General features: G+C 59.2%; 13 protein-coding genes. 10 read left to right on the top strand and 3 right to left on the bottom strand.

Features of this window, described 5'->3' with window-relative positions; all coding sequences use genetic code 11:
• Positions 1–16 precede the first annotated feature (16 nt).
• Genes cysT through ACA055_RS00895 form a run of 3 tightly spaced genes read left to right on the top strand, consistent with a single transcriptional unit; the run spans position 17 to position 2,710 of the window.
• Positions 17–835, top strand: coding sequence for a sulfate ABC transporter permease subunit CysT (gene cysT / locus ACA055_RS00885; RefSeq protein WP_497681948.1), 819 nt, complete (start codon positions 17–19; stop codon positions 833–835).
• Positions 836–847: 12 nt separating this feature from the next.
• Positions 848–1,717: a sulfate ABC transporter permease subunit CysW gene (gene cysW, locus ACA055_RS00890; RefSeq protein WP_497681949.1), complete on the top strand. Its 870-nt coding sequence runs from the start codon at positions 848–850 to the stop codon at positions 1,715–1,717.
• Positions 1,718–1,720: 3 nt separating this feature from the next.
• A complete protein-coding gene (locus ACA055_RS00895) occupies positions 1,721–2,710 on the top strand; it encodes a sulfate/molybdate ABC transporter ATP-binding protein (protein ID WP_497681950.1) in 990 nt (329 codons plus the stop codon).
• A gap of 91 nt (positions 2,711–2,801) precedes the next feature.
• On the opposite strand, the gene ACA055_RS00900 is transcribed toward ACA055_RS00895, so the two are convergent.
• A complete protein-coding gene (locus ACA055_RS00900; RefSeq protein WP_497681951.1) occupies positions 2,802–3,329 on the bottom strand; it encodes an Mpo1 family 2-hydroxy fatty acid dioxygenase in 528 nt (175 codons plus the stop codon).
• Positions 3,330–3,413: 84 nt separating this feature from the next.
• On the opposite strand from ACA055_RS00900, the gene ACA055_RS00905 reads away from it, so the two are divergent.
• Complete coding sequence (locus ACA055_RS00905; protein ID WP_497681952.1) at positions 3,414–4,100, top strand: Crp/Fnr family transcriptional regulator; 687 nt, start codon at positions 3,414–3,416, stop codon at positions 4,098–4,100.
• A gap of 210 nt (positions 4,101–4,310) precedes the next feature.
• On the top strand, positions 4,311–4,676 hold the full coding sequence (locus ACA055_RS00910) for a response regulator (RefSeq protein WP_497681953.1): 366 nt from the start codon (positions 4,311–4,313) through the stop codon (positions 4,674–4,676).
• A 136-nt stretch (positions 4,677–4,812) separates the two neighbouring features.
• On the opposite strand, the gene ACA055_RS00915 is transcribed toward ACA055_RS00910, so the two are convergent.
• Positions 4,813–5,817: an AraC family transcriptional regulator gene (locus ACA055_RS00915; protein ID WP_497681954.1), complete on the bottom strand. Its 1,005-nt coding sequence runs from the start codon at positions 5,815–5,817 to the stop codon at positions 4,813–4,815.
• A gap of 100 nt (positions 5,818–5,917) precedes the next feature.
• Between ACA055_RS00915 and ACA055_RS00920 the strand changes: the two genes are divergently transcribed.
• The 5 genes from ACA055_RS00920 (at position 5,918) to ACA055_RS00940 (ending at position 11,514) form a co-directional block, all read left to right on the top strand.
• The gene (locus tag ACA055_RS00920) at positions 5,918–6,991 is read left to right on the top strand and encodes a fatty acid desaturase (RefSeq protein ID WP_497681955.1); all 1,074 of its coding nucleotides are present in this window, start codon (positions 5,918–5,920) and stop codon (positions 6,989–6,991) included.
• A gap of 467 nt (positions 6,992–7,458) precedes the next feature.
• Positions 7,459–8,040 carry an alpha/beta hydrolase gene (locus tag ACA055_RS00925; protein WP_497681956.1) on the top strand — a complete coding sequence of 194 codons (582 nt, stop codon included), beginning with the start codon at positions 7,459–7,461 and terminating at the stop codon, positions 8,038–8,040.
• Positions 8,041–8,094: 54 nt separating this feature from the next.
• A complete protein-coding gene (locus ACA055_RS00930) occupies positions 8,095–9,027 on the top strand; it encodes a sigma 54-interacting transcriptional regulator (protein WP_497681957.1) in 933 nt (310 codons plus the stop codon).
• A 288-nt stretch (positions 9,028–9,315) separates the two neighbouring features.
• Positions 9,316–10,098 (top strand): MetQ/NlpA family ABC transporter substrate-binding protein, encoded by a 783-nt coding sequence (locus tag ACA055_RS00935; protein WP_034148439.1) that lies wholly within the window; start codon positions 9,316–9,318, stop codon positions 10,096–10,098.
• A 399-nt stretch (positions 10,099–10,497) separates the two neighbouring features.
• Positions 10,498–11,514, top strand: coding sequence for an RHS repeat-associated core domain-containing protein (locus ACA055_RS00940; RefSeq protein ID WP_497681958.1), 1,017 nt, complete (start codon positions 10,498–10,500; stop codon positions 11,512–11,514).
• Positions 11,515–11,531: 17 nt separating this feature from the next.
• Here the strand turns inward: ACA055_RS00940 and ACA055_RS00945 are convergent, their stop codons facing one another.
• Positions 11,532–12,692: an AAA family ATPase gene (locus ACA055_RS00945; protein ID WP_497681959.1), complete on the bottom strand. Its 1,161-nt coding sequence runs from the start codon at positions 12,690–12,692 to the stop codon at positions 11,532–11,534.
• Positions 12,693–12,792 lie beyond the last annotated feature (100 nt).

Genomic DNA, 12,792 nt, shown 5'->3' on the forward strand with positions numbered 1-12,792 from the left:
TTAACCAAGGACTTTTATGTCGCGTCGTATCTCCCCCGTCATACCCGGCTTCGGGCTGACGCTGGGTTACACCTTGGTGTACCTCAGCCTGATTGTGCTCATTCCACTGGCGGCGATGTTCGTGCATGCCGCTCAACTCACCTGGGAACAGTTCTGGGCGATCATTTCGGCGCCACGGGTGCTGGCGGCATTGAAGCTGAGCTTCGGCACCGCGCTGTATGCCGCGATCATCAACGGCATTATCGGCACGCTGCTGGCCTGGGTGCTGGTGCGCTATACCTTCCCGGGTCGCAAGATCATCGATGCAATGATCGATTTGCCGTTCGCGCTGCCCACTGCCGTAGCCGGTATCGCGCTGACTGCGCTGTACGCGCCGAATGGCTGGGTGGGTCAGTTCGCGGCGGACCTGGGCTTCAAGATCGCGTATACCCCACTGGGCATCACCCTTGCCCTGACGTTTGTGACACTGCCATTCGTAGTACGTACCGTACAGCCAGTATTGGCCGACATTCCCCGTGAAGTCGAAGAAGCGGCGGCTTGCCTGGGTGCCAAACCCTTGCAGGTTTTCCGTCACATTCTGGTGCCCGCGCTACTGCCTGCGTGGCTGACCGGCTTCGCCCTGGCGTTTGCCCGTGGCGTTGGCGAGTACGGTTCGGTGATTTTCATCGCCGGTAACATGCCGATGAAAACCGAAATTCTGCCGCTGTTGATCATGGTCAAACTCGACCAGTACGACTACACCGGTGCCACTTCCATCGGCGTGTTGATGCTGGTGGTTTCCTTCGTCCTGTTGCTGCTGATCAACTTGCTGCAGCGGCGCATCGAAACCCCATAAGGAGGCGCAGAAATGTCCCAATCGTCTATTGCTGCTGCTTCCTCGAACGCCGCCCGCCGTGGCAGCGCCGCATCGCGGCGAATCCTGATCGGACTTGGCTGGCTGGTGTTTGCCCTTTTCCTGTTGCTGCCGCTGGTTATCGTGGTGTCCCAGGGACTGAAGCTGGGGATCGGAGCCTTCTTCACCGCGATTTTTGAACCGGACGCGCTGTCGGCGCTGAAACTCACGGTGATCGCCGTGCTGATTTCGGTGCCACTGAACCTGGTGTTCGGCGTCAGCGCGGCGTGGTGCGTGAGCAAGTACTCGTTCCGTGGCAAAAGCATCCTCGTGACCCTGATCGACCTGCCGTTCTCGGTGTCGCCGGTAATCGCGGGTCTGGTCTATGTGCTGATGTTCGGCGCCCAGGGCTTGTTCGGGCCGTGGTTGCAGGATCACGACATCCAGATTGTCTTCGCCTTGCCGGGCATCGTGCTGGCGACGATTTTCGTCACCGTGCCATTCGTGGCGCGGGAGTTGATCCCGCTGATGCAAGAGCAGGGCACCCAGGAAGAAGAGGCCGCGCGCCTGCTTGGGGCCAATGGCTGGCAGATGTTCTGGCACGTCACTGTTCCCAATATCAAATGGGGCCTGATCTATGGCGTGGTGCTGTGTACGGCCCGGGCCATGGGTGAGTTCGGTGCGGTGTCGGTGGTTTCCGGGCACATTCGCGGGGTGACCAACACCCTGCCGCTGCACGTCGAGATCCTCTACAACGAATACAACCACGTGGCCGCGTTCGCTGTGGCGAGCCTGTTGCTGATCCTGGCGCTCTTCATCCTGCTGCTCAAGCAGTGGAGCGAAAACCGTATTAACCGCCTGCGCGCCAGCGCCGCGGAGGAATAAGTCATGTCGATCGAAGTGCGCAACGTCAGCAAAAATTTTCACGCGTTCAAGGCGCTGGACAACATCAGCCTGGACATTCAAAGCGGCGAGCTGGTGGCGCTGCTCGGCCCGTCCGGCTGCGGCAAGACCACGCTGCTGCGGATCATCGCCGGTCTGGAAACCCCGGATCAGGGCAACATCGTGTTCCACGGTGAAGACGTTTCCGGTCATGACGTGCGTGATCGCAACGTCGGTTTCGTGTTCCAGCACTACGCGTTGTTCCGTCACATGACGGTGTTCGACAACGTCGCGTTCGGCCTGCGGATGAAGCCGAAAAACCAGCGCCCAAGCGAAAGCCAGATCGCGGTGAAAGTCCACGAGCTACTGAACATGGTGCAGCTGGATTGGTTGGCCGATCGCTACCCCGAACAACTCTCAGGCGGCCAGCGTCAGCGCATCGCATTGGCCCGCGCATTGGCGGTCGAGCCCAAGGTCCTGCTGCTCGACGAGCCGTTCGGTGCCCTCGATGCCAAGGTTCGTAAGGAACTGCGTCGCTGGCTCGCGCGGTTGCACGAAGACATCAACCTGACCTCGGTCTTCGTGACCCACGACCAGGAAGAGGCCATGGAAGTCGCCGACCGCATCGTGGTGATGAACAAAGGTGTGATCGAACAGATCGGTTCACCGGGCGAAGTCTACGAAAACCCGGCCAGCGATTTCGTTTATCACTTCCTGGGTGATTCGAACCGGCTGCACTTGGGTGAAGATCGCCACGTGCTGTTCCGTCCGCACGAGGTGTCGCTGTCGCGTCATGAACTGGAAGATCACCATGCCGCTGAGGTACGTGATATTCGTCCATTGGGCGCGACGACCCGGGTGACGTTGAAGGTCGAAGGCCAGAGCGATTTGATCGAGGCTGAAGTGGTGAAGGATCACGACAGCCTGGTCGGTTTGGCGAAGGGCGAGACACTGTTCTTCAAGCCGAAGGTCTGGCAGAAAGTCGCCAACATCTAAAGGCAAAAGCTTCGCGAGCAAGCCCGCTCCCACATTGGATCTATGGTGTACATAGAAACCTTGTGGGAGCGGGCTTGCTCGCGAAAGCGATCTAGACAGCCGCTCGTTTCGGATTGACTCGCACCCCACCCGCCCGCGCCTCGATCTGCTCTTTCAACTCACGCCGCAATCCCAGCAAAAACGCCAGTTCAACCACCACGAATAACGGCCCGACAATCAACCCCGTCACATCATCGACAAACGCCGGTTTGCGTCCTTCGTAATGATGGCCAACAAACTGAATCGCCCAACCCAGCACAAACATCCCGATGCCGCTCGCAAGCCAGACAAGCGTACTTTGCTGCGCGAGTGCATGACCTGCCCAAACGCACAGTCCCAACAGCACCGTCATCAACACCCCGAGGCGCAACTCCAGGCGCAAGTAAAACCACGCCGACGCCAGCGACACCAGCACCGCCGGTGACACCCAGACCCCGGCCAGCGACCACTCGGGCCGTGACAACAGCACGGCAACCGCCACCACGATCAATGGAATACCGATAAAGTGAGTGGCAATGTTGCGCGGGTCACGGTGGTAGGCGGCGTATTGACTGAGATGGTCAACGAGGCTTTTTTTCATTGTTATTCCTCCTGTAGGGTGATGGATCATGCCTCGGGGCGACTTCACGCTCTGTCAGCCAGGCGACAATCTCTAGGAGTTTTCATGGATATGCAGGCCTGGCGTCCACGCCTGATGAGCGGCCAGTGGTTCAGTCATTTGCCTGTGTCCTTACAGGATAGTCTGCTGGCCGCCGCCAAGGTGCGACGGTTGTCAGCGGGCCAGCGGCTGTTCAAGCGCGGCGATCCACCGTGCGGGCTGTATGCAGTGCTCGAAGGCGCAATGCGAATCGGCGCGGTGAACGAGCAGGGCAAAGAGGCGCTGCTGAGCCTGGTGGAGTCGCCACACTGGTTCGGCGAAATCTGCCTGTTCGATGGCCAGCCACGCACACACGATGCGTTCAGCCTGGGCCAGTGTGCCCTGCTGCACATCCCGCAAACCGCATTGCTGGCGTTGCTCGATGAACAACCGGTGCACTGGCGGCAACTGGCGTTGCTGATGAGCCAGAAACTGCGCCTGACCTTCGTCAACCTCGAACAGCTGAGCCTGATGCCGGCCCCGGTGCGGCTGGCGCATCGTCTGGTGATGATTGCAGACGGCTATGGCGAAATCGATCCGCCGCGGCGGGTCTTGCAATTACCGCAGGAGCAGCTTGCTTCAATGTTGTCGCTGTCGCGCCAGACCACCAACCAGATCCTCAAGGATTTGCAGGGGCAGGGGATTTTGAATCTGGGGTATGGCGAGATCGAGATTCTCGATGCGCAGAGATTACGGGCGTTGGCGACAATCTGACGTTGTGAGTAGTCCCTGTGGGAGCGGGCTTGCTCGCGAAGGCGTCGTGTCATTCAGTATTAATATCGACTGACACGACGCCTTCGCGAGCAAGCCCGCCCCCACAGTTGGTTTGTGGTGAACCCCAAAAGACGTGCCCAGACGAAAAGAAAGAGATGGGCAGTGCGGTCGAACACGCCTAGCCTGTGATGACGACAATCGAGGTGTGCCATGCGTGTGCTGTTAGTGGAAGACGATCCCGAGACTGCCAAACTCTTGGCCAAAGGCCTGAGTGAGGCGAGTTATGCGGTCGACGTGGCGATCAACGGTATGGACGGGCGCCGCTTTATCGAGTCCGGCGAGTACGAATTGATCATCCTCGACGTGATGCTGCCGGGGCTCAACGGCTGGCAGTTGCTGCAGCAAATCCGCAAGCTCGGCGAGACGCCGGTGCTGTTTCTCACCACCCGGGATGGCATCGAAGATCGCCTGCGCGGGCTGGAGTTGCATGAGGATGACTACCTGGTGAAACCGTTCACAGTGAGCGAGCTGGTAACGCGGGTGCGCAAGTTGTTGCGACGGGATCGGGGGCGCTGAAGTTTCTGCGGTGTCTGAACAATCGCCTTCGCGAGCAAGCCCGCTGCCACATTAAATCTGTGTTCACCACCGATTTAATGTGGCAGCGGGCTTGCTCGCGAAGAGGCCAGGCCAGGTAACCCATCTTCCGGACCTGTCACCGCAACCCGTCCCGAAACTGCCCCGGCGTCATTCCGGTCCAGCGCTTGAACGCGCGGCTGAAGCTGCTGGTATCGGCAAACCCCAGCAAATAGCTGATCTCGCTCAATGAGCATTGCGGATCCCGCAGGTGCAGCAGCGCCAGGTTTTCGCGACTTTCATTGAGCAGCGTATCGAACCGACATCCCTCGTCCGCCAGGTGCCGTTGCAGGCTGCGCAAGCTCAGGTGCAAGGCCTGGGCGATGTGTTCGGCGCTGGGTTCGCCTTCGGGCAGTTGCTCTTCAATGGCGTCGCGCACCTTGCGTTCCCAGGTCAGGGGTTTGAGTTGTGCAAGGGTGCGTTTGAGCACGGCTTCGTTGTGTTCGGCCAGTTCCGGGTTGGCGTCGTCCAGGTGGCTATCGAAGTCCACCAAGGCAAACTCCAGTCGATCCTCATCAGCGGCGAAATACACCGGCGAGCGAAAAACCTTGTGCCATTGATGCGGGTCCGCCGGTTCCGGGCGGCGCAGATACACCGCTAGCGGGGCATATTCCCGGCCCAGACGGTTGCGGCAGGTGCGTACGTAAATCGCCGTGAACGCGTCGATGGCTTCGAAGGCCGGGGCCGGATTGCCTGGCGGGATTTTCAGGCGGAAGCGGTAGCGATCCTCGGCGCGGGTCAGTTCCAGTTCCAGTGCATCGCTGACTACCTGGTGATAGCGCACGATGCGCTCGAACACTTCCCGCAGACTGCCGCTGGCGACCAGCGCATAACCGAGCGCGTGAAACGTGGTCGGGCTGACGAAGCGCGAGACGCGCAAGCCGATCGCCGGGTCGCCGCTGACCTGGACGGCGATTTCCCACAGGCGCGTGGTGCCGGACAACGGGTAACGGGCGTTCGGGTCGTCCATCAGTCGCGGGTCAAGCCCCGCCTGTTGGCACAGGGCGGTGCTGTCGAGGCCCAAGGCATCGAGTTGCTTGCGCAGGGCGCGGGTCCAGCTGGCGAGGGAGGTCGGTTCAGTCATGCTGATTGGCGCTTCCGGTCAACAGGTTGGCGTTCACGGCTACCGCTCTGGGAGAGGTCTCAGGGCAGGATGCGAACATCAATAACCAGAGGATGGAAGCATGCACGGTACTTCTGCAAGTCCCCAGCGACTGAATGCAGCTCAGCGATCAGCGCATATTCGCGAGGTAGTGCTGGCCAAGGGGGTCGAATTGCGTCAGCGCTACCCGATTCTCAACCATCAGGACGCCTTGGGCGTGGGCATTCTGGCCTTCGCCCTGGCCGGGATGATCGGTTCGGCGGCGCTCTACATCAGTGGGCACATGGCGTGGTGGGTGTGCCTGTTGCTCAACGCGTTCTTCGCGTCACTGACCCACGAACTGGAACACGACCTGATCCATAGCATGTACTTCCGCAAACAGCGCGTGCCGCACAACCTGATGATGGGCCTGGTCTGGCTGGCGCGGCCAAGTACGATCAATCCGTGGATACGCCGTCATTTGCACCTCAATCACCATAAGGTTTCTGGCACGGAAGCAGACATGGAAGAGCGCGCCATCACCAATGGCGAGCCCTGGGGTTTTGCGCGACTGTTGATGGTCGGCGACAACGTGATGTCGGCGTTCATCCGGATGTTGCGGGCCAAGACCTGGGCCCACAAATTCAGCATCATCAAGCGCGCCTTGAAAGTCTACGCGCCACTTGCGCTGGTGCATTGGGGCGCGTGGTATGTGTTTCTCGGCTTTCACGCGGCTAATGGCGTTGCTCATTTGCTGGGTGCGCCGATTGAGTGGTCGGCGACCACGTTGTCGGTGATGCACGTGATCGACATCGCCTCTGTGGTGATCATCGGCCCGAACGTGTTGCGCACGTTTTGCCTGCATTTCGTCAGCTCGAACATGCACTACTACGGTGACGTGGAACCGGGCAATGTGATCCAGCAGACACAGGTTTTAAACCCTTGGTGGATGTGGCCCTTGCAGGCGTTCTGCTTCAACTTCGGCAGCAGTCACGGGATCCACCACTTCGTGGTGAAGGAGCCTTTCTACATCCGCCAAATGACCGTGCCAGTGGCGCACACAGTGATGCGCGAGATGGGCGTGCGGTTCAATGATTTCGGAACGTTTGGGCGGGCGAACCGCTTTGTGCGCAAGGAAACCACAGCGGTGCAGGAGGTTCGAGCCGCAGAGGTTTGATGGGCCTACCCGGAAACTCACAAACGCTGGTCATCAATTTGACCCAAAGGGACGATACGGTGTGAAGCAAGCAGTGATTGGTTTATTCGATTAAGGACTATTAAAGGAATTAAATATTCCTTTATCGGATAACCGTTTCAGCTAATTATCGCCCCACAGCGAGGCTGATCAGCGCTAACAGATTTCGAGTTTCCGGGGCCGTCTCCTTGGCAGGGTGTGGTCCCTTTTTTTGCCCTCAGAAAAATACCTCTGGTGAAATCCTGTGGGAGCGGGCTTGCTCGCGAAAAGACCCTCACATTCAACATCGATGTCGCCTGACACTGCGCCTTCGCGAGCAAGCCCGCTCCCACAATGGCTGTGTCGCATATTCGATATGGGTCTTAATAAATAGCTTCTTATTCCTTAACGAATATAACTCTCCTCCCTATACTTGCCCGGGAACAGACACGCAGCAGGAGAGTTCCCCCATGCGCAACGAATCAATTCGCTACCTGATTGTGCCGGGCTGGCAAGGATCGCCAGAAGATCATTGGCAAAGCCATTGGCAGAACAGCCTGCCGAACAGTGCACGGGTGGAGCAGGCCGATTGGCTAACGCCGCGTCGTGAAGACTGGGTCGCCGCGCTGGCCGAGGCGATTGCCGCCGACAGCACGCCGGTGATCCTGATCGTCCACAGCCTGGGTTGCATCACCGTCGCCCATTGGGCCGCCACGGCGCCCGTGCAGTTTTTGCGTCAGGTTCGCGGTGCCCTGCTGGTCGCGCCGGCAGACGTCGAGCGCCCCGCCTGCGCGCCCGCCCTGCGCAACTTTGCTCCGATTCCGACCACCCTTTTGCCATTCCCGAGCCAGGTCGTCAGCTCCGACAACGACGCCGCCGTGAGCGCGCCGCGCGCTCTGGAACTGGCGCGAAATTGGGGCGCCGAGGCGGGGATTCTGTCGGGTGCCGGGCACATCAACGTCAAGTCCGGTCACCAGCGCTGGGAGCAGGGATTTGCCTATCTCTATCGCCTGCAAAACCGCATGGAACAGCACGCCCTGCGCCGCGCTTGAATCTTTTTTTTAAACGCCTACCCGTCTCCCGGCGGTTTTGGGCGGGAGTCTGCCATGAGTTTTGAAGCCTTCGGTCAGCCGCTGCTGACCTTTCCCGACGCAGAAAAAAGTCCCCTTAGCATCCGCGCCAAGGCGCTGGTGTTCGTTGATCCGCGCTCCCGGCAGCTGCGCCAGGAGCTGGAGCAACTGGCACCGCGTTCGATTTCGGTGCTCATCCGTGGCGAAACGGGTAGCGGTAAGGAGCTGCTGGCGCGGCACATCCATCGCGCCAGTGATCGCGTCGGTTTATTCGTCTCGGTCAACTGCGGTGCGATCAGCCCGACCTATGCCGACGCTGAACTGTTTGGCTATGCGGCCGGCAGCTACAGCGGTTCGGCCAGCAGTCGGGCTGGCTGGTTCGGCTCGGCCAACGGCGGCACGCTGTATCTGGACGAGATTGGCGACCTGCCGCTGCCGATCCAGACCAAATTGCTCGCCGCCCTGGAAAACCACGAAGTCACCCGCGTCGGCGCGCATCAACCGAGCCCCGTAGACGTACGTCTCGTGGCGGCCACCAGTATCGACCTGGCCCAGGCAGTCGCCGCCGGGAAGTTCCATGAGCGCCTCTATCACTACCTCAGCGAAGGCCAGCTCGAACTGCCGGCGTTACGTGAGCGGGTGGGCGATATCCTGTCGCTGGCCGAATACTTCCTCGGCATCTACAGCCAGCGCCTGGACCTGCCGGTGCCGCTGATCAGCGAAGCCGCGCAGGTTGTGCTGGAGCGACACAGTTGGCCGGGCAACACCCGGGAGCTGGAAAACGTCATTCACTTTGCGCTGTTGGTCAGTACCGGTGACGAGATTCTGCCGGAGCATTTGAATCTTCCTGAGGCGCCGGTATCGCTGGTGCAGATCGAGCAGCAGGTCGCTCAAACGATCAGAAACGGCACGGATGCCGAGCGATTTGCACTCAAAAACTTGCTCGAAAGCCTGAGTCAAACGCTATAACCCTGTGGGTGCGGGCTTGCTCGCGGAGAGTGAGTGTCAGTCGAAATTGATGTTGGCTGGCACACCGCTTTCGCGAGCAAGCCCGCTCCCACATGGATTGCGCTCTCCACTGGGTTAAGTGTGACTGTGTTGTATGAACAAAATGGAATATGTAAGTGAATAAAAGATATTGTTCCGGAATAAAAAATCCCGGTATTGTCCGCGTCACGCCAGCGATAGCACTTCACTGGCACTCGTACTAAACAAGCCGTCGTCGATGACGACCGTGATTTTCGATAAGGACACTGCATGAAAAAGGTTCTGTTGTTCACCGCACTGGCGGCTGCCCTGACGGCGGGCCTGGCCCAGGCTGGCGAGAAACTGGTGGTTGCGGCGACCCCGGTTCCACACGCCGAGATTCTTGAACTGATCAAGCCAACCCTCGCCAAAGAAGGCGTGGACCTGGAGATCAAAGTCTTCACCGACTACGTTCAACCGAACGTGCAGGTCGACCAGAAGCGTCTGGACGCCAACTACTTCCAGACCCTGCCGTACCTGAAAAGCTTCAACGAAGGCAAAGGCACCAACCTGGTGACCGTGATCGGCGTACACGTTGAACCGTTCGGTGGCTACTCGAAGAAAGTCAAAACCCTGGCTGAACTGAAAGACGGCGCGACCATCGCGATCCCGAACGAAGGCAGCAACAGCGGCCGTGCCCTGATCCTGCTGCAGAAGGCTGGCCTGATCGAGTTGAAAGACCCGAAAAACGCGCTGGCCACCCCGAAAGACATCGCCAAGAACCCGCACAACTTCAAGTTCAAGGAGCTGGAATCGGCCATGCTGCCGCGCGTGCTGGACCAGGTCGACCTGGACATGATCAACACAAACTACGCGCTGGAAGCGGGTCTGAACCCGGCTAAAGACGCGCTGGTGATCGAAGGTGCCGATTCGCCTTACGTAAACTTCCTGGTGGCTCGTCCGGACAACAAGGACAGCGCCGCCATCCAGAAACTGGCCAAGGCCCTGACCAGTCCTGAAGTGAAAGCATTCATCGAGAAGAAGTACAGCGGCGCGGTATTGCCGGCGTTCTGATTCGCGAGGCAAACCCTTCAAGGTTTCAACGCCGACGGCTGGTACAGCGTCGGCGTTTTTTTATGTTGATCGCTCTCAGGCCACCCTGGCCTTCAACGCCCTGTGCAACGCCACCAGCAGCTTCACGATGTCTTGCGGGCTCATCGGTTGTGGCACTTTCACGTCAGCCATTTTCTCTTCCTTGTGATGGTTCGGCCGGGGGGAGTCTGGCCAAAAGCTGTATGTCCTTGGAGGGGCTTCCTGAAAAAAAGATCCTTCCTACAGCGCTAGGGAAAATAGCTGTCTTCCGCCGTCGCAGCAAATTCGCGAGAGGGTCATTCATCGGGTACCTATCAGTTCTGCTAGGTGTTCGCGCTCTTTTGCTGGTGCAAGCTGAGTGCTTTAAAGGGAGGTTTCCGGATGAGTACGTTAAAAACCAGCTTGTGCCGCTACCGCTATGACGCATTGGATCAGCTAACCGCACGTGAGCCTCCCGGGCAACAAGCGCTGCAACGGTTTTACCGTCGCGAGCATCTCGCGACGGAGCTTCAGGATCAGGCCAGCCAGAGCGTATTCCAGCAGGGTACGCAACTGCTGGCGCTGCAATTGCGCGAAGGTGATGACCTTAATAGTCAGTTGCTGGCCACCGATCAGCAGCGTTCCGTCTTGCAGGTCACCGACTCTGGCGCAACCGTGCAGCAGGTTTATACGCCTTACGGCCATCGACAGGTCGACAGCGGCCTCGGCAGCCTCCTGGGTTTTAACGGCGAAGCGGTCGATCCAATCACTGGACATTATTTGCTGGGCAATGGGCATCGGGCGTTCAACCCGGTGGTGATGCGCTTCAACAGCCCGGACAGCTTGAGTCCGTTTGGGAAGGGTGGGTTGAATCCGTATGCGTATTGTCTGGGGGATCCGGTGAATTTCAGTGATCCGACGGGGCGGTTTGTCAGGCTCTTAACGAGCCTAATCAGTATGGGGAACGCACGGATTGTTATGTCCCCTGCGATACCCTTCAAGCTGGCGAAGGACGCCTTGCAATGGGGGGCAGCGGGACATTTGCCGCTCAAGTACACGTTCGGTGCTGCAAGCTCGACTGTTGCCGGGGTCACAACGATGGTGTCTGCTCTTGCGGGGGGAGCAGCTGCCGTTGCGGGCCTTACCGGCGACTCCGAAGCCGCCCGAACCCTAGGGTTTGTTTCGTTGGGGTTGGCCGGGCTCACGATTGCAGGGAGAGTAGGTTCCAACTGGGTGGCTCGTGATCCAAAGGCTATTCCAGGGTTGAAGAGTTTTGTGGAAAGTCGTACTGCTCCACCTCAAAGGGGACTCAAACGCACATATGACGAGATGAACGAAGAGTTGCAGCCGCGGCGCAAGTTGGTGGCGAAGCGTCAGCTGACGCGTCAGAATTCGAACGAAAATATCCGACGAAACTGAGCGTCTCTTTACAAACCTCAATCCGCCCAATACCAAGCCGGCTCATCCAGCATCCCCTGACCAACAATCCCCGTCTGGCCGAAATGTTTCTCCAGCACGATGGCATTGCACTCGGGGGCTTGCTGCAACGCCGCGATCAAGCGGCTGGCGTGGGACACCACCCACACCTGACACTGCTCCGAAGCGCGGATAATCAACCGTGCCAACGCCGGCAACAGGTCGGGGTGTAGGCTGGTTTCCGGCTCGTTCAACACCATCAGCGTCGGCGGCCGAGGTGTCAGTAGTGCCGCGACCAACAACAAGTAACGCAACGTGCCGTCCGACAACTCCGCCGCCGACAATGGTCGCAACAACCCTTCCTGATAAAACTCGATCGCAAACCGGCCACCCTGTAGCGGCGCGATGTTCAGCCTAGCACCGGGGAAGGCGTCGCTGATCGCTGCGTGCAATGCTTCGGGGTCACCGATTTCGATGATGGTCTGCAACGCCGCCGCGAGGTCGCGACCGTCGTGATGCAAAACCGGTGTGCGCGTACCCAATTGCGGTTGGCGAACCGGTGCCTCGGCGTCACTGCGAAAGTGGTCGTAGAAGCGCCAGCGACGAATAAACTCACGCAGCTGCATGACTTCTGGCGTCGTGTGAAAGCTGCCGACCTGATCGAACAGGCTGTCGAAATTCGGCGTGTGCTGGGCCAGCACTTCCCAGTCGCGATCTAAACGGGAGCGGATCAGCGGGCCGTCGCGATCAACCAACAGGCTGGCCGGGCGGTAAAGCGGCCCGGACCAGATGCATTCCTTTTTGATTTCCGGGTCCAGAGAAAACTCGGACAGACTCGGCTCGGGCAGGCCCAAGGCAATCGAGTAACTGAAATCATCACCGGCAAACCCCAGGCGTAGTCGTTTGGCGCCGTGTCGCAGGGTCGCCTGGATCGGAACTTCGCCATTGCGCATGCGCTGGGTAATCTTTTCCGGACCGGCCCAGAAGGTCGAACCCAGGCCACCCTCCCTGGCTAAAGCGTTGACCACACCACCCTGCGCGGTTTCCGCCAGCAGGCGCAAGGCACGATAAAGGTTGGATTTGCCACTGCCGTTGGGGCCGGTGATCAGGTTCAATCGGCCCAGCGGTATCACCAGTTTATTGATCGAGCGGTAATTGGCCACCGCCAGGGTTTTGAGCATAAAGGACGTTCTCTGTGGTCCCGAAACGACAGCAGGGTAACCGTGTTTGCGAATATACAATGTAGGCGCCTTCAACAATCCCTGTAGGAGGAAATGCCGA

Source organism: Pseudomonas sp. LBUM1657, from assembly GCF_059716075.1.

Coding starts and splice junctions, on each gene's coding strand:
- ACA055_RS00910 (WP_497681953.1), top strand. CDS start 4,311: ATGCGTGTGCTGTTAGTGGAAGACGATCCCGAGACTGCCAAACTCTTG.
- ACA055_RS00940 (WP_497681958.1), top strand. CDS start 10,498: ATGAGTACGTTAAAAACCAGCTTGTGCCGCTACCGCTATGACGCATTG.
- cysW (WP_497681949.1), top strand. CDS start 848: ATGTCCCAATCGTCTATTGCTGCTGCTTCCTCGAACGCCGCCCGCCGT.
- cysT (WP_497681948.1), top strand. CDS start 17: ATGTCGCGTCGTATCTCCCCCGTCATACCCGGCTTCGGGCTGACGCTG.
- ACA055_RS00920 (WP_497681955.1), top strand. CDS start 5,918: ATGCACGGTACTTCTGCAAGTCCCCAGCGACTGAATGCAGCTCAGCGA.
- ACA055_RS00935 (WP_034148439.1), top strand. CDS start 9,316: ATGAAAAAGGTTCTGTTGTTCACCGCACTGGCGGCTGCCCTGACGGCG.
- ACA055_RS00915 (WP_497681954.1), bottom strand. CDS start 5,817: ATGACTGAACCGACCTCCCTCGCCAGCTGGACCCGCGCCCTGCGCAAG.
- ACA055_RS00905 (WP_497681952.1), top strand. CDS start 3,414: ATGGATATGCAGGCCTGGCGTCCACGCCTGATGAGCGGCCAGTGGTTC.
- ACA055_RS00930 (WP_497681957.1), top strand. CDS start 8,095: ATGAGTTTTGAAGCCTTCGGTCAGCCGCTGCTGACCTTTCCCGACGCA.
- ACA055_RS00945 (WP_497681959.1), bottom strand. CDS start 12,692: ATGCTCAAAACCCTGGCGGTGGCCAATTACCGCTCGATCAATAAACTG.
- ACA055_RS00895 (WP_497681950.1), top strand. CDS start 1,721: ATGTCGATCGAAGTGCGCAACGTCAGCAAAAATTTTCACGCGTTCAAG.
- ACA055_RS00900 (WP_497681951.1), bottom strand. CDS start 3,329: ATGAAAAAAAGCCTCGTTGACCATCTCAGTCAATACGCCGCCTACCAC.
- ACA055_RS00925 (WP_497681956.1), top strand. CDS start 7,459: ATGCGCAACGAATCAATTCGCTACCTGATTGTGCCGGGCTGGCAAGGA.